8 protein-coding genes are annotated in these 17,144 nt (G+C 71.9%); 1 reads left to right on the top strand and 7 read right to left on the bottom strand.

Going from position 1 to position 17,144, the window contains the following annotated elements:
• Nucleotides 1–15: 15 nt before the first annotated feature.
• A complete protein-coding gene (locus tag QSK25_RS04245; RefSeq protein WP_285633127.1) occupies nucleotides 16–2,256 on the top strand; it encodes an exo-beta-d-1,3/1,6-glucosidase in 2,241 nt (746 codons plus the stop codon).
• On the opposite strand, the gene QSK25_RS04240 is transcribed toward QSK25_RS04245, so the two are convergent.
• Genes QSK25_RS04240 through QSK25_RS04210 form a run of 7 tightly spaced genes read right to left on the bottom strand, consistent with a single transcriptional unit; the run spans nucleotide 2,234 to nucleotide 17,085 of the window.
• Nucleotides 2,234–2,992 (bottom strand): hypothetical protein, encoded by a 759-nt coding sequence (locus tag QSK25_RS04240; protein ID WP_285633125.1) that lies wholly within the window; start codon nucleotides 2,990–2,992, stop codon nucleotides 2,234–2,236. The genes QSK25_RS04245 and QSK25_RS04240 overlap by 23 nt on opposite strands.
• Complete coding sequence (locus tag QSK25_RS04235) at nucleotides 2,989–4,722, bottom strand: methyltransferase domain-containing protein (RefSeq protein ID WP_285633123.1); 1,734 nt, start codon at nucleotides 4,720–4,722, stop codon at nucleotides 2,989–2,991. Before QSK25_RS04235 ends, QSK25_RS04240 begins: the two co-directional genes overlap by 4 nt.
• On the bottom strand, nucleotides 4,719–5,888 hold the full coding sequence (locus QSK25_RS04230) for a glycosyltransferase (protein WP_285633121.1): 1,170 nt from the start codon (nucleotides 5,886–5,888) through the stop codon (nucleotides 4,719–4,721). The genes QSK25_RS04235 and QSK25_RS04230 overlap by 4 nt, the downstream gene beginning before the upstream one ends.
• Complete coding sequence (locus QSK25_RS04225) at nucleotides 5,885–6,652, bottom strand: alpha/beta fold hydrolase (protein WP_285633119.1); 768 nt, start codon at nucleotides 6,650–6,652, stop codon at nucleotides 5,885–5,887. The genes QSK25_RS04230 and QSK25_RS04225 overlap by 4 nt, the downstream gene beginning before the upstream one ends.
• Nucleotides 6,645–6,905 carry an acyl carrier protein gene (locus QSK25_RS04220; protein ID WP_036014077.1) on the bottom strand — a complete coding sequence of 87 codons (261 nt, stop codon included), beginning with the start codon at nucleotides 6,903–6,905 and terminating at the stop codon, nucleotides 6,645–6,647. Before QSK25_RS04220 ends, QSK25_RS04225 begins: the two co-directional genes overlap by 8 nt.
• Entirely contained in the window at nucleotides 6,905–10,582 is a 3,678-nt protein-coding gene (locus QSK25_RS04215; RefSeq protein WP_285633094.1) for a beta-ketoacyl synthase N-terminal-like domain-containing protein, read from the bottom strand. Before QSK25_RS04215 ends, QSK25_RS04220 begins: the two co-directional genes overlap by 1 nt.
• A complete protein-coding gene (locus QSK25_RS04210) occupies nucleotides 10,570–17,085 on the bottom strand; it encodes a type I polyketide synthase (protein ID WP_285633091.1) in 6,516 nt (2,171 codons plus the stop codon). The genes QSK25_RS04215 and QSK25_RS04210 overlap by 13 nt, the downstream gene beginning before the upstream one ends.
• Between the last annotated feature and the right edge of the window lie 59 nt (nucleotides 17,086–17,144).

The raw sequence follows: 17,144 nt of genomic DNA, 5'->3' as shown, positions 1-17,144 counted from the left end.
CCTCTCGGAGACCACATGGATCGCGACGACGTGCCCTACCTCGACGCCACGCTGCCCACCGCAGAGCGGGTCGCCGACCTCCTCGGCCGCATGACGCTGGCCGAGAAGGTCGGCCAGATGATGCAGCTGGACTCGAGGGAGGACCTGGACGACCACGTGCTGCGCAAGCACGTCGGGTCGATCCTGCACACCTCGCCGGAACGAGTGCTGCGCGCGCAAGACCTCACCACGCAGACACGCCTGCGCGTGCCGTTGCTGATCGCCGAGGACTGCATCCACGGCCACTCGTTCTACGAGGGCTCGACGATCTTCCCGACCCAGCTCGGCATGGCCGCGTCGTGGGACCCGGAACTCGTCGAGCAGGTCGCCCGCGTCACCGCCGTCGAGGCCGCCGCGACCGGCGTGCACTGGACGTTCTCGCCGGTCCTGTGCATCGCGCGGGACCTGCGCTGGGGCCGCGTGGACGAGACGTTCGGCGAGGACCCGGTGCTGATCGGGGAACTCGCGGCCGCGATGGTGCGCGGTTACCAGGGCACCGGCCTCGCGGACGAGACGGCGATCCTCGCGACCGCGAAGCACTTCGCCGGGTACTCGGAGACCCAGGGCGGGCGCGACGCGAGCGAGGCGGACCTGTCGCGGCGCAAGCTGCGCTCGTGGTTCCTGCCGCCGTTCGAGAAGGTCGCCCGGGAGGGCTGCGCGACGTTCATGCTCGGCTACCAGACGACCGACGGCGTGCCGATCACGGTCAACTCGTGGCTGCTGGACGAGGTGCTGCGCGGTGAGTGGGGCTACCAGGGCACCCTGATCACCGACTGGGACAACGTCGGCCGCATGGTCTGGGAGCAGAAGCTGCAGCCCGACCACATGCACGCCGCGGCGGCCGCCGTGAAGGCCGGCAACGACATGATCATGACGACCCCGCAGTTCTTCGACGGCGCGCTGCAGGCCGTCGAGGAGGGGCTGCTCGCCGAGTCCGACCTGGACCGCGCGGTCACCCGGATCCTGACGCTGAAGTTCGACCTCGGGCTGTTCGAGAACCCGCGCAGGCCCGACGCCGAACGCCAGCGGACGATGATCAACCACGACGACCACGTGGCGTTGAACCTGCAGGTCGCGCGGCGGTCGCTGGTGCTGCTGAGCAACGACGGCGTGCTGCCGTTCACCCGGCCCAAGGCCAAGATCGCGGTCGTCGGCCCGCTCGCGGACGACGCGCAGACGCAGCTCGGCGACTGGGCCGGGTCGTCCGGCCAGGCCGACTGGCTGCCCAACGGCCACCCGCGCGAGATGATCACCACCGTCCTCGACGGACTGCGCGAGCTGTCGTCGGGCGAGGTGACGTACGCGCGCGGCGCCGACATCCTGACGCTGGAGCCGGACCCCGAGGGCGACACGTTCCCGGACGGCCAGCCGCGTCCGAAGATCGTGCAGGCCTGCCCGCCGGACACGAACCTGATCGCCGAGGCCGTCGCGGCCGCCCAGGACGCGGACTACGTGGTCGCGGTCGTCGGTGACCAGATCGAACTGGTCGGCGAGGGCCGGTCCACCGCCACGCTCGACCTGATCGGCGGCCAGATCGCCCTGCTCGACGCGCTGGCCGAGACCGGCAAGCCGCTGGTCGTGGTGCTGCTCGCGTCGAAACCGCTGGTGCTGCCGCCGTCGGCGCGCAACGCCGCCGCGCTGCTGTGGGTCGCGAACCCCGGCATGCAGGGCGGCCGGGCGATCGCGGAGGTGCTGCACGGCCTCGTCGAGCCGAGCGGCCGCCTGCCGATCTCGTTCGCCGCGCACGCCGGTCAGCAGCCGACGTACTACAACCAGATCCGCGGCCAGCACGGCACGCGCTACGCCGACCTGACGCAGGAGCCGGCGTTCGTGTTCGGCGAGGGCCTGTCGTACACCACGGTCGAGTACGGCGACCTGCACGTCGAGACGGCGGTGCTGCGCCCGGACGAGACGGTGCGGGCGTCGATCACGCTGACGAACACCGGGTCGCGGCCCGCGCGCGAGACCGTGCAGGTCTACGTGAGCGACGCCGTCACGTCGGTGAGCTGGGCGGACAAGGAGCTCAAGACGTTCAGCCAGGTCGACGTGGCACCCGGTGAGACCGTCAAGGTCGACCTGGAACTGCCGGTGTCGGACTGCACGATCGTCGACGCCGCCGGTCTGCGGGTGGTGGAGCCCGGCGAGTTCGTCCTGCTCGTGGGGCCGAGCTCGAAGGACCTGCGCCGGGCCGAGTTCACCGTGAAGCCGTTGCCTTGAAGGGGCCGGGCGTGATCGTGAGGTAACGGGGAGGGGTCTCCACCGCCTTCGTGATCGCCTTCCGGACCGCCGGGACGAGGTCCGCGTCGACCAGTGCGACGGCGGGCCTGCCCGGTGGGTCGATCAGCATGCTCGCGCCGCGTGCGCCGGCCTGCAGCGCGGCCTGCACCACCGCGTCCTGCTCGGGATCCGGGCTCTGGGCGCGGTGGTAGGCCGTGAGTTCCGTCCCGAGGTCCTGTGTTCCCGGGGTGTGCGGTCGTTCCACCTGCGGTTCCTCCCGCCGGATCCTCGTGTCGACCACGAGCAGCCGCTGGCCGGGCAGGTCGAGCACCTCGGGGTCCGGCTGGTCGCTTTCGTCGAGCGCGAGTGCGATGGCCGCGTTGAGTGCCTCGCCGGCGGAGAGCCCGCTCCCCCGCGGCAGGTCCACGCTGCACATCAACGTGGCGCCGCCCCTCGCGCGCACGTCCCGCGCCCAGGCCGGCACGTCGTCGGAAGGCAGCACGGCGCGTTCGGCGGGCCGGTTCACCGACACCAGCTCGAGGACGCCGTCGTCGCGCCGATCGCCCGCGACGATCGCGCCCCACCTGGCGGGCACCCGCACCGCGCCGCCCAGCAGGTTCACCACGCCCGGTGCGTACCAGACGCCCTGGGCCGGCCTGCCGAACGTGCGCCGGAACGCGTGCGGGACGAGCCGGAGTTCCGGCGCGATCTCCGGCCGGTCCGCGATGTCCGTCATGACTTCCGCGCCAGCAGGCGGTAGGCGTTGCCGTTGCCGGTGCGGGCGGCCACGAACCGGTTGACGGTCTGGTCGAGCGCCAGCGCGACGAAGAACGCCGGGATGCCGAGCGTCCACACGAGGAAGCTGCGGGTGCGGCGCAGCCTGACCTCCTCGGGACGCCACGGCGCGGGCGTGCGCGGTGCCTTGTCGCCCAGCCACAGCAGCAACGCGAGCGTGAAGTCGTTGCAGAGGTGGGCTTCCCTGCGTTCGGTGGCCACCGTGGTCAGGCCGCGGTCGGCCAGCGCGTGCTGCAGGTTGCCGATGGGCATCATGTGCTGGTGCTGCGGCTGGAACCACGGCATCCAGTACTGGCCGAACAACCGGCCGAGCCGCCACTCCGGGTCCGGCAGCTCGATCAGCAGGTACCCGCCCTGTGGCAGCACGTCGGCCGCGATGTCGAGCTCCTCCCACGGATCGCGCACGTGTTCCAGGTAGTGGTGCATGCTGATCACGTCGTAACGGCCCCGGAGCTCACCCGCGAAGTCCTTGAAGCTGCCCCGGTAGGACTGCTCGATCCGGCCGAGCCTGGCCGCGTCCTCGATGGCCGCGCCCTGGTCGAGCCCGTCGAACTTGGTGTGCGGCAGCACTTCCTTGGCGCCCAGGCAGAAGTGCGCGTGCCCGGAGCCGACGTCCAGCCACCGTTCGGGCGTGGTGAACGGCTCGACCATGCGCGCCCGGCCGTAGTAGGGGTCGGTCTTGCCGGAGAACACCGCCTCCGCCGACGTCTCGCCGAGGCCGTCGTAGAAGTCGCGGTAGTAGAAGCCGAGGCCTTCGCCGGTGAGGCGCGGGTTCTGCCAGACGTGTCCACATCGGACACACCGGTCCATGGTGAACTTCCCGGGCTTGCGCTGCACCAGGTCCGTCGCGGTGACCCAGCGGCGCAGGTCGGTGCTGCCGCACGACGGGCAGTCGTCGCGCGGTGCCTCGTGGAAGTTCCTGTCCCGGTTCTCCTCGTACCAGGGCGCGGCCTGCGCGAGGTGTTCGGCCTGTCGCTTCTCGGCGGTGGACTTCTTGCCGCCGGACGTCTTGAACCACAGGTACGGCGTGCGCAGGACGCGCGGCACCCACAGGTCGCGCGGCTTCAACGGCGTGCCGGCGAACACCAGGACCGGGTGCGCCCAGTAGGCGGCGAGCGCGACGAGTCCCCACCGCCAGTCGGTGATCAGAGCACCGACGACGGTCGCGTACCCGATGACCGAGCCCGCGATCCACAGCGATGGCCGCTTCCCGAGCCGGCGGAGCATCGCCGCGCGGTACCCGAGGTCGTACGGCCCGGCCCGCAGCCCCGGTGCCACGGCGATGTCGACCTTGGCGTGCACGTGGTCCTTGACCCGCCGCACGAACGCCACGAACTCCGTCGGATCGTCGGTGTCGAACTCCTCCGCGTACTTCTCCCGCACCAGCACGGCCTGCGCCGCGCTGATCCCGCGCGCCCACTGGTCGTCGCGGTACTCGCCGGGGTCGACCGCGCCGAGCAGGTCGAGCGCCGCCACCGTCGGCAGGTCCCGCGGCACGAGGTCGACGAGGTCGTCCTCGGTCTCCCACGAGCCCTCGGGACGGACCCCGGTGGCGGTGAGCAGCGTGTGCTCGCCCGCGCCCCGGGGGAGCACACGCAGCTTGGACGCGCGGGATCGCAGCCGCAGGACGTCCAGCAGGACGACCAGCACGACCACCACGGTGAGGATCACCCGGCCACCACCTTTTCGAGTCGGTCGGCCGCGGCGGCCGCGCCGCCCGCCGCCAGGAACGAGTCGCGCACTGCCCCGGCGGCGGCCGCGTACTCCGGCTCGTCCAGCACGGAGGTGAGTGCGCTGCGGATGTCTGCTGCCCGCGCCCGCGAGTACGTGAGACGGACGCCCGCGCCCGCCGCGACGACCTGGGCGGCGACCGTGGGCTGGTCGTCCCGGATCGGGGCGACGACCAGCGGGAGTCCGTGGGCCAGCGCCTCGCAGGCCGTGTTGTGGCCGCCGTGCGTGACGACGGCGTCCAGGTGCGGCAGGAGCGCGAGTTGCGGGACGGACGGGAGGACCAGGACGTTGGACGGCGCGGGTCGCGGTTCGGCGACCATGACCACCCGCACGGGAAGCCCGTCCACGGCTTCGAGGGTCTGGCCGAGGAAACGCTCACCGGCAGGTCCGTTGAGGGTGCCGAGCGACACGAGCACGCATCGCCCCGCGAGTCCCGGCGACCTGCCCGCCGCTCCTCCCCCCGGCGAACCCCCCAGCCAGTCCCACGGGAAGCCGGTCCGTTCCACCCGGTGGCTCAGAGCCGGGCCGACGAAGGCGACCTCGTCCCCGAACTCCCCCGCCACCAACGCCTTCGAGCTGTAGACCAGCACCAGCCGTTCGGAGAACCGGACGTCCCCACCGGCGAAGTCGTGCAGCAGGTCCCGCACCCAGGCGTCGACCTTCGGCATCGTCCTCAGTGGATTGACCAGCTCCGCCGACGTCGACGCCGACGTCACCCACGGCAGTCCTGACTCCCGCGCCACCAACGGCCCGGCCAGCGCCTGCTGGTCCGCGACCACCAGGTCCGGCCGGAACGCCCGCACCGCCGCCTCGACGCCGGGGACCATGGAGTGCCCGAGCGGGATCAGGAACTCCTCCCAGAAGAACTTGAGCACCGCCATCCCGCGCAACGCGAGCCACCGCTCCCGCTTCGCGCGGATGTCGGCCTCCAGCGCATCGTCGATCGCCGGGAAGATCCTCGCGTCGTCCGGCAACAGCGTCCGCAACGTGCCGGGGTGCCCGACCCACGCCACCCCGTGCCCGCGCGCCAGCAACTCACCGCCCACCGAGGCGGTCGGGTTGACGTGGCCGGTCAGCGGCGGCACGACGAACAGGAACCGGCTCATGACGGCAACCAGTCGAAGAGCACCTCGAGCAGTTCCGGGGTGGCCTCGCGCAGCACCGTGTGGCCCAGCCCGGACACGACGTGCAGGCGGCACGACGGGATGCGCTCGCGCAGTTCGGCGGCGGCACCGACGAGTTCGGACTCGGCGCCGTAGACCCCGAGCACCGGGCACCGCACCTCGGTCAGGTCGAGCTTGGCGCCGGACCCGAGGTCGTCGATCAGCGTCGTGCCGTTGAGCAACGCGTTGGCGTTCACGGCGAGCTTCGCGATCTTGCGCTGACCCAGTGCCATCAACTGGTCCTGGGTGCGGTCGAACTCCAGCCCGAGCGCCGCGACCGTCAGGGTGTTGGTGATGTCCTCGAACCAGGCGTCGCCGACCACTCCCCCGACCGCCGACTCGACCAGCACGACGCCGCCCACCCGGTCGGGCGCCTGGACGGCCGCGTGCATCGCGACGACCCCGCCGTAGCTGTTGCCCAGCAGGTGGACGGGCTCGGTCACGCCGATCTCGTCCAGCACGGCGATCAGGTCGAGAGCGCTCTCCTCGGGCGTGTACCCGGTCGGCGGGCGTTCGGACAGGCCGTGGCCGCGCAGGTCGAACAGCACGGTGCCGAACCCGGCCTTGGCCAGCGGCGCGGCGAGCGTGTAGTAGAAGCTCGACAGGTTGTCCATGACCAGGCCGTGCACGAACACGACGGTCGGGCCTTCCGCCGGCCCGAGCCGCTGCACGTGGAACCGCAGCCCTCGGGCGTGGACGTCAGACACGGGCCGTGATGTGGTCGACGAGCCGGCCGACGGACATCGCCATGATCTCGTCGATGTCCATGTCCGCCAGGAAGGCCACGAGGTCGACGCCGTAGTGGGCGTTGAGCTTGTCGGCCAGCGCGACGAACTCGATCGACTCCAGGCCCAGGTCGTCGCTGAACGTGGTGTCGCGGGTGATCTCCACGCCCAGCAGGAAGTCGGGCCCGACCACCTCGGTGATCAGCTTCGCGACCTGCTGCAGCACCTCGTCCATCAGATCTCCGTTCGCACGCGGGCCGCGGCGTGCCCTCGTTCACTGGTGACTTCGACGCGCGGGACGGCGAAGGCCCCGCGCACCCGTCCGTCGGCGGTGACGGTGAGTTCCGCCGGGTAGACCGGCCCCGCCCCGCGGCCCCACAGCCAGGAGCGCACGGCGTCCTTCACCGCGATCACGCGCAGCAGCCAGTCGCGCTGGGCCGGCACGTCCAGACCGCCGTAGTGCTTGCGCTCCGCCGAGTTCAGGTAGCGGCGCATGATCAGGTCGCGGGTCGCGCTGTCCGACCAGTTCTCCGCCACGCGCAGCCACTGACCGTCCTGTGTGGACAGCATCTCGGTGCCGGGCTTGAGCTTGACCTGCCAGATGCGGTCGTCGGTGGTGAACCGGCGGGTGGTCCAGCCGGTGATCCGGCACCACAGCACGCCGTTCGCGGTCAGTTCGAGGTCGCCGACCATGGTCTGGTCCGTCAGTTCGCGGATCCACGCGGTGCAGTGGACGTCGCCGGTCGGGGCAGGGCCGTGGAACGTGACGCGCTCGATCCCGGTCGGCAGCACCGTCTGGTCGACCGTGTGGCAGACCTGCATCCAGTGGCCGATCAGCTGCCCGGCGCTGTCCAGCAACGCTCCCGGTGCGGGCAACGGGGTCAGCACGCCCGCGATCCCGTTGTCCGCCAGGCACTCGATCTTCGTGACGCCCGCGAACGCCGGTCCGTGGAACATCCAGTTGTCGCGGTACAGCTCGGCGGCCGGCACCGGGGCCTCGCGCACCCCTTCGAGCTGCCTGCCGACGCGTTCGGGGGTCTGCGGGGACATCAGCACGACGCCCTCGGCGTAGTCGCCGACCTTCACGACGACCCGGTCCGGGCCTTCGGACCGGGCCGAGACCTTGACCGTGGTGGCGGGCAGCGCGGTGAGCCAGCGCTTGGCCCTGACCTGGTCGAACCCGTGCACCGCGCCGCCGGTGAGCCTGCGCGCGGCGTCGGCGAACACCTCCAGCAGGCCGGTCGCGGGCACGATCGGGAACCCGTCGGCGAGGTCCGGCCAGCCGGGCGCCTGCGGGAACACCGAGTGGTCGACGAGTTCCGGCATGGTCCGCAGCGAGAACTCGCGGGTGAAGCCCGCCTCGTTCGGCCGCAGCGCGCCGGCGACCTCGCGCGCCACGGCGTTGGTGTGTGCGAGGAGCTTGGTGACGGCGGCGGACATCGGGCTGTCGTCCGCGATCGGTTCGGTGCTCAACGCGGGTTGGCTGAGCAGCGGCTCGACCTTGATCTTCCGCGTGCCGAGCCGGAGCTTGACCCTGTGCGCCGTGCCGCGCTTGAGCCCGAACGCCCACAGCGCCTCCGGCGCGATGTCGGCGTTCACGGCGATGTGCGGCCTGTCGTGCAACGTGTCGCCGACGAACCCGGGCAGGCTGCCCTGTCCGATCTGGACGAACGCCCGGAAGCCGTTGTCGTGCAGCCGTTGCAGCAACGGGCGGAACCGGACGGGCTCGACCAGGTGCCGCAGCACGAGCTCGCGGACGTCCTGAGCGGCCATCGGTGCGAGGGAGTTCGCCGACCACACCGGGACGTCCGACGCGCGCACCGGCAGCGCGTCCAGCATCTCCTTGGCACGGCCCAGGTACGGGGCGAGCGCCGGGGTGTGGAAGCCGGTGCGGAACGGCATCAGCTGCGCCATCACGCCGTTCGCCTTCAAGGTGCCGAGGACCTCTTCGAGCTTCTCGATCGGGCCGCAGATCACCGACTGGTGCGGGCAGTTGTCGTGGCTGATCGTGACGCCGTCCACCAGGTACCGCTCGGCGGTGCCGGCGGAGCACCCCAGCGCGGCGTAGGCGATGTCGACGACGGCGACCGCGCCCGGCCCGAGCGCACCGACGAACTGGTCGATCGTCGGGTAGATGCCGCCGACGACCATCGCGGTCCACTCGCCCATGCTGTGCCCGGCGAGCGCGCCCGGCGTGATGCCGAGCGCCATGAGTTCGCGGGCCTCCCTGCGGCCGTCCTGGAGCAGCCCGATCGCGTGCTCCACGACCTCGCCGCTGAACTCGCGCTCGAAGCCGGGGAACAGGAACGCGACCTGGTCGGTGCTGCTGAGCAACGGCTGCGGGCTGAACCAGATGTCGTGCCGGCCCGGCCACGCCCTGCCCTGCTGCACCACGCGTTCGGCGAGCTCGAGCTTGCGGTCGTCCGGGTTGCCGATGGCGAGCCGGAACGCCCGGTCGGCGCTGGAGGTCCGGCGTTCCTTCAACGCCCGTGCGAGTTCGTCGGCGGTGTCGGCGGCGAACGTCATCACGGGCTTGCGCGGCTTCGCGATGGTGTGGCCGTCGAGGACCGCGTGGGCGTTGATCCCGCCGAACCCGAACGCGTTGACGACCGCGCGGTGCCGTCCGGTCCACTCGCGAGCACTCGTCACGGGCGCGAACCTGGTGCCGGTCAAGCTGCTGTGCGGGTTCTCGACGTGCAGGGTCGGCGGAAGGGTGTGGTGGTGCAGGGCGAGCGCCGCCTTGATCAGCCCGGCCATCCCGGCGGCGGGCATCGCGTGGCCGATCATCGACTTGACCGTGCCGATGCCGATCTCGTCGCCCTGCTCGCCGAACGCGCTGATCATCGTCTGGAGTTCGGCGGCGTCCCCGGCGGGCGTGGCGGTGCCGTGCGCCTCGATCAACCCCGGCGCGTCGCGGCGCGGGTCGAGTCCGGCGCTGGCCCAGGCCCGGTGCACGGCGAGGAGCTGGCCCTCGGGGTTCGGCGTCATCATGCTGGTCGCACGGCCGTCGCTCGCGGAGCCGATGCCGCGGATGACGGCGTAGACCCGTTCGTCGCCGACGTCCTCCAGTCGCTTGAGCACGACCATGCCGACGCCCTCGGACAGCAGGGTGCCGTCGGCGTTCGCGTCGAACGGCCGGATGCGTTCGCTCGGGCTCAACGCTCTGAGCTGGGTGAACACGCTCCACAACGTCGGGTGGTGGCACACGTGGACGGCGCCCGCGATCATCGCGTCCGCGCGGCCCTCCTGGAGTTCGCGGACGGCGTGCTCGACGGCGACGAGCCCGGACGCGCAGGCGGCGTCGACCGTGTACGCGGTGCCCTTGAGGTCGAACCGGTTGGCGATGCGGGACGCGGCGAGGTTCGGCACGAGCCCGATCGACGACTCGGGCTGCTCCGGCCCGAACCGCTCGCGGATGGCCTGCCGGACCGTGTCGATCTCGCTGCCGGCGAGGTGCGGGAACAGGTCCTGGACGACGGAGACGACCTCGTCGGCGAGCCGGACCCGCTGGTCGAGCTTCGCGCACCCCGGCGTGAGGTAGCCGCCGCGCCCGACGACCACGCCGACGCGGTCGCGGGACGGCAGGACGGCCTCGCCGCCCGCGTCCGCGATGGCCTCGGCGGCCGTCGCCAGGGCGAGCAGCTGGTCGGGCTCCGCGCCGTCCACTGTGGACGGCATGATGCCGAACCTGGTCGGGTCGAACTCCGCGAGGTCGTCGACGAACCCGCCGCGCCGGCAGTAGAACCGGTCGCCGGAGCGGCTGTCCTGGTCGTAGTAGGTGGCCGGGTCCCAGCGGCCCGCGGGGATCTGGCCGATCGCGTCGACACCGCCGGCGATGTTGCGCCAGAAGGCCGCCGCGTCCGGGGCGCCGGGGAAGACGGCGCCGATCCCGACGATCGCTATGCCTCCCATCGGTAGACCACCTGCACGTCCTGGCCGGTCGCGATCTCGTTGAGCAGCGCGTCGACGCCCTGGCCCGGTTCGATCAGCGGGATGCCGCGGCGCGCGTACTCGTCGGCGAGCCCGACGGCCATGCCCGCCCCGGCCCAGGGACCCCAGTCGACGGCGACGACCCTGCGCTGTGCGCCCCAGAACCGGGCCATCCGGTCGAGCGCGTCGTTGGCGGCCGCGTAGTCGGCCTGGCCGCGGTTGCCGAACACACCGCTGACGCTGCCGAACAGGACCAGGAAGCCGTCGCTGAACGCCTTGGCTCCTACCACCTTCGTGGCCCAGACGCGGTCGAACGACTCCTGCGTCTTGGCCTCGATCAGCTTGTCGTCCAGCACTCCCGCGCCGTGGATGACGCCGTCGAGCCGGCCGAACCGGGCGGTGATGTCGTCGACGACCCTGCGGACGGCCTCGGCGTCGGTGACGTCGCACTCGTGGTACCGGACGCTGGAGGCCTTGTCGCGCAACCGTTCCATGGTGGCGCGGACCTCGCGTTCGGCGAGAACCTCGCGCGCCTTGGCCGGGACGTTCTCCTTCTCCCCCAGCTCGAACAACGCCCTCACCAGCTCGGGCTCGGTGGTGGCGTGGCCCAGCCGGTGGTCCTCGGCGGCGATCGGCGTGCGGCCGATCAGCTCGACGTGGCACCCGGTGCGTTCGGCGAGCGCGGTGGCGGCCAGCGCGGTGATGCCGCGGGCGCCACCGGTCAGCAGCACGACGCTGTCGGCGTCGAGGCCGAGTTCTCCCTGCGGGAGCACGGTTTCGACGGCCTCGATCACCTGACGACGCCCTGCCGTGTACCCGACGACGGCCGGGCCCGGGCCGATCTCGGCGAGCAGGGCGGTGGCGATGTCGCGGTGGCTCTCCTTGGGGTTGACGTCGACCGAGCGCACCACGAGGTCCGGGTACTCCAGCGCGGCCGTGCGGATCAGGCCGTGCAGGCCGATGTCCGCGGGCAGTTCGTCGGGCTGGTGGTCGAAGCCGAACGTGCCGCCGCCGGTGGTCACGACGACGAGCGCGACGCCGCTCCTCACGCACGCCTTGACCTCGCTGAACGCCTCCGGCAGCCGGGCCTGCAGCCGCACGACGACGTCCACGCCGGTCAGGTCGTCCGGGAACGCGGGCTCGACGCGCGGCACGGCCTCGTGCCGTTCGAGGAGGTCGGCGAGTTCGAGGCCGATGCCGTTGTCGTCGATGATCAGCACGGACCTGCCCGTGAGATCGGTGGGACTGGCGGGGTCGGCCGGGACGACCTGGGGCACGAGCCGCACCAGCCGTCCGGTCGAACCCGGCACGACTTCGGGAGCGGCGACGACGGGTGCGGCCGGCAGGGCCGGTGTGTCGCCGAACCAGGCGACGATCCCGTCGATCGTCTTGAGCTGCGCCAGCTCGTCGACCTCGCCCGGCGCCCCCAGTTCCTGGGCCAGCTCGCCGACGATCTCGGCGCGCTTGATCGAGTCGATGGACAGGTCGGCTTCGAGGTCCAGACCTGGTTGCAGCATCTCGACCGGGTAGCCCGTCCGCGTGCTGATCGTCCTCAGCACCACGGCCCGGACGTCCAAGCCCCGTGCCGCGACCGGGGTCGCGGCCCCGAACCAGCCGACGATCCCCTCGATCGTCTTGAGCTGCGCCAGTTCGTCGACCTCGCCCGCCGCGCCCAGTTCCGCGACCAGCTCGCCGACGATCTCGGTCCGCTTGATCGAGTCGATCGACAGGTCGGCTTCGAGGTCCAGGCCCGGTTGCAGCATCTCGACCGGGTAGCCGGTGCGGGCGCTGATCGTCCGCAGCACGACCGCGCCGACGTCCTCCTGCGGCTTGGCCACGGGTTCCGCGACCACGACGGGGTGCTGGTCGATGACCTGCCTCGGCGCGGGCACCTCGGCGGGCGCGGTGCCGAGGTAGCTCAGCAGGACGTCGCGCTGGGCGCTGACCGCGTCCCGCATGCCGTCCAGGAACTTCTCGACGATCTCGTCCCGGCCCAGTCCGGACCCCACCTTCAGGGTCGGGAACTCGGTCGCGGGCCGCAGCCCACCGGGCAGTGCGTTGCCGTTCGCGTCCCGCACGAGACCTCCATCCACGTACCAGCCCGGCCGCGGCGGCACGGCCGTGGCCGGTTCGGCCCTGTCCTCGAACAGCGGCGCGGTGTCCACCTCGACACCGGCGACCGCGAGTGCGGCGAGCGTGCGCAGGAACGTCACGTGGTCGTCGCAGCGCAACGCCTGGTGCGGCCGGTCACCGAGGGTCCTGCCCACCAGCGACGTGAGCACGCCGCCGGGTCCGGCCTCGACGAAGATCCGCGCGCCCGCCTGGTACATCGACTCGACCTGGTCCACGAACCGGACGCGGCCCGCGAGTTGCGCGGACAGCCCTGCGCGGACGTCGGTGTGCGGCCGCGCGGACACGTTGGACCACACCGGGAACCGCGGCTCACCGGTCTCGATCCCGGCCAGCTCCACGGCGAACCGGTCGCGCGCACCGGCCATCAGCGGGCTGTGGAACGCGGCGGCGACCGGGATGTTCTTCACCGTCAACCCGGCGTCCCGGAGTTGGTCGACCGCGCGGTGCACGGCCTCGGTCGGGCCGGAGATCACGACCTGGTCGGGCGAGTTGTGGTTGGCCACCACGACGTCGTTGGGCAGCAACGCTTCCACGGCGTCGATCGAGGCCGTCACGGCGGCCATCGTGCCGGGGTCCTCGCCGACCGCCTCCAGCATGGCCGCGGCCCGTGCGGCGCTGAGGTCCAGGAGTTCCCGGGTGCCGAACACACCGGCCGCCGACAACGCGACCAGCTCGCCGTAGCTGTGCCCACCGGCCAGGTCCGGCCGCACGCCGACGGAATCCAGCAGCGCGGTGACCATGAGCCCGGCGATGCCGAGCGCCGGCTGGGCGTTGCGGGTGTCGGTGATCTCGGCGCGTTGCCGGGCGACGTCCTCCGCGGTCAGCGCGGCGGGCGGGTACATCACCCGCTCGTACCGGGCGTCCAGGAAGTCCTGCAGGCGGGGGAAGGCCGTGACGAGGTCGAGCAGCATGCCCGGCCGCTGACTGCCCTGACCGGGGTACAGGAACGCGACCCGCGGCCGTTCGCCGGTGCGCCACGACACCACGTCCGACTCGCGCCCGGCCTCGACGTCGTCGAGCGCCTTCCGCAGCGCGGCGTGATCGCTGACCACGAACGCCGCCTGAACCGGTCCGGTGCCGCAGGCCGCCGCCAGTTCTCGCAACGGCGTCCGCTCGTCGGCCAAAGTCTTGAGACGAGCGGCTTCCGCGTGTGCGTCGCCGCGGATCAGGAACAGCTCGGCGGGCCAGGCGGTCAGGCCGTGCCGGGGTTCGTCGGCGCCGGGGTAGCCGGTGAGCACGGTGTGGAAGTTCGTGCCGCCGAAGCCGAACGCGCTGACGCCCGCGACCCGGTGCCGGCTCGCCCACGTGCGGTGGCCGAAGGTGAACGGGCTGGTGGCCGCGTCCCAGAAGGCGTTGGGCTGCTTGACGTGCAGCGTGCCGGGCCGGATGCCGGTGTGCACGGCCAGCGCCGCCTTGATCACGCCCGCGAGGCCCGCCGCGCACTTGGTGTGGCCGATCTGCGACTTGACCGAGCCGATCGTGCAGGTGCCGGGTTCGAGGCCGGCGAACATCTCGGTGAGCGCCGCGAGTTCGGTGCGGTCGCCGACGACGGTGCCGGTGCCGTGCGCCTCGACCAGGCCGACCTCGGTGACCGGTAGCCCGGCCGAGGCGTAGGCACGTTTCAGGGCGCGCTGCTGGCCTTCCGGCCGGGGTGCGGTGAGGCCCCTCGACCGGCCGTCGCTGGACGCGCCGATGCCCTTGATCACCGCGTACACCCGGTCGCCGTCGCGTTCGGCGTCGGCGAGGCGCTTCAGCACGACCGCCGCGACGCCCTCGCCGAGCGCGATGCCGTCCGCGGCCGAGTCGAAGGTGGCACAACGGCCCTGGGCGGACAGGGCCTTGACCGACGCGAACATCTCGTAGTCGTGCGCGCTGTTGTGCAGGTCGACCGCGCCGCACAGGACCATGTCGCTGGTGCCGCCGACGAGTTCCTTGCACGCCACGTCGAGCGCGGCGAGGCTGGACGCGCAGGCGGCGTCGACGGTGTAGTTCGCGCCGCCGAGGTCGAGCCGGTTCGCGACGCGGCCCGCGATGACGTTGCCGAGCACGCCGGGGAACGAGTCCTCGGTGAGCGCCGGCAGGTGGTCTTCGAGGCCGCGGACGCCCAGCGCGGGCAACGCGGTGCGGACCGTGTAGGCGTTCGCGAGGTCGGCACCGGCCTCCGCGCCGAAGATCACCGACGTGCGTTCGCGGTCGAACACGCGGGTGGCGTACCCGGCGTCCCGCAGTGCTTTCGCGGAGACTTCCAGCGCCAGCAGCTGAGCGGGTTCGATCGAGGTCAGCGAGGCGGGCGGGATGCCGTACGCCAACGGGTCGAACGCCGTGCGCGGGATGAAGCCGCCCCAGCGGAACGGGCTGCCGTAGCGTTCGGGCGACCAGCGGTCCGGCGGGATCTCGGTGATCGAGTCGGTGCCCGCGAGCACGTTGGCCCAGAACTCGGCGACGTCGCGGGCGCCCGGCATGATCGCGGCCATGCCGACGATGGCGATGTCGAGCGGCTGCGTCTCGGTGGTCTCGTGAACGGTTTCGGGGAGCACCCCGGAAGTGATGTCCTCGTGCAGCTGCGCGATCGTGGTGCGATCGTGGCGCAGGGTGGCGACCTGGCCGATCATGAACATGCCTTCGCGGCGTTGCTCGTCCTCGCCGACCTCGGTGAGCACCCCGTTCTCGCGCACGAGGCCGCGGCTGGCGAGCCGGAGCCTGCCGAGGTTGAGCTGTTCGAGCCGCTCCCAGCTCTCCTGCTTGGACAGGCTTTCGAGTTCGCCACGCGCCTGCTCGAAGGTGTCCACATAGGACGTCTGGGCGCAGCGGACGGCGTGGCCGGGCGAGGTCTCCAGCAGCGCGGTGTCCTCGCACTCCAGCGCGACCTGCTGGAACACCGGCTGGATCGCGCCGTGCGTCACGGCTTCCTCGGTGAACAGGTACGCGGTGCCGACCAGCACGCCGATCGCCGCGCCGTTCGCCGCGATCGGCGCGGTCATGGCGTCGATCATCGCGGCCGAGCGGGCGTCGTGGATCCCGCCCGCGAACAGCGCGGTGACGTCGGCGAGGTCCTTCTCCCGTCCTTTGAGCACGTCGATCTGCTGCTGCCACAACGTGAAGCTGGTGCGCGGGCCGGTGTGCCCGCCGCACTCCGAACCCTCGAAGACGAACTTGCGCGCGCCCTCGTCGAGGAACCGGCGCAGCAACGCGGGTGACGGCACGTGCAGGAACGCCTCGATGCCGGCGTCCTCCAGTTCGCGGGCCTGCGCGGGCGTGCCGCCGGCGACGATCGCGTACCGGGGTTTGACCGCGAGCACGGCCGCCATCTGGCGGGCCCGGAGTTCTGCCGGCGCGAAGCCGAGCAGACCGACGCCCCACGGCCGTTCGCCGAGCTCGGCCGCCGTCTCGTCGAGCAGTGCGCGGACCGCGTCGCCCTCCATCAGCGCGAGCGCGAGGAACGGCAGCGCGCCGCCTTCCGCGACGGCGGCGGCGAACGCGGGCTGGTCGCTGACACGCGTCATCGGCCCCTGCGCGATGGGGTAACGCAGGCCGGGCACCCGGTCGCAGAACGGTCCGCCCGGCCGGACGGACCTCCGCTCACCCGCCAGGGTGAGATTCTCGGTCACACCTCGCGCAATGGCCCCGACGACACCTCCGACGGTCCCGAACGAGGTACGGTAAGAATCAGCAAAGGAACCTTCTTGACCAATTTCGAGCGCGTTTTGACGAACATGCACGCGTAACCCGTCGTTCACGACGGTGTCGGCGCCGTCCATCATCCGGACCGCGTTGACAATTTCGCCGGAAATATGTTTTCGGGCCTCCGCCACGAGTGCGAGCTGCCCTTCCAGCACGACCCCGCGGGCACCGCCGGCGAGGGCCGCCGCGGCGGTGTCCGGCCCGATCGACCCGGCCACCCAGACCGGCAGATCGGTCAGCGCGAGCACCTGCTGGAGCAACACGAACGCGGGCGATCCACCCACTCGGCCGCCGGACTCGGCACCCTTCGCGATCAACCCGGCCGCCCCGTGCTCGATCGCCGCAGCAGCCTCCGCCACCGAGGTGACGACCGCGAGGAGGCGGCGTTCGCCCAGTTCAGCAGGGTTCGGGCGGTAGCGGGCAAGATCGACCACCACCGTGTCGACGGCATCCGGGAGCGGCACCGCCAACGGCCCGTGCACCCGCACCCCGAACGAGCGCGGGTGTCGTGCGGCGACCCGCGCGAGGTCGGCGGCGGCGTGCGGTCCGAGGTCGAGCACACCGAGTGCGCCCGCCCGTTCGGCGGCGACCACGAGGGCCGGGTTGGGGGTGCTGAAAGGGCTCAGGCACAGCACCCGATCTCGATCCGACAGCATGTTCACTGCGCTCACTTCCTCACCCGGCAGGGGTGGGGAGAAAGGAATTCAGCTAGGGTTCCTACTGGCCGGTA

This window comes from Lentzea sp. NBRC 102530, from assembly GCF_030269365.1.
In the GTDB taxonomy this organism is placed as follows: domain Bacteria; phylum Actinomycetota; class Actinomycetes; order Mycobacteriales; family Pseudonocardiaceae; genus Lentzea.
Note: the sequence above shows the minus strand (reverse complement) of the source record. Positions and strands in the feature narration are given on the sequence as shown.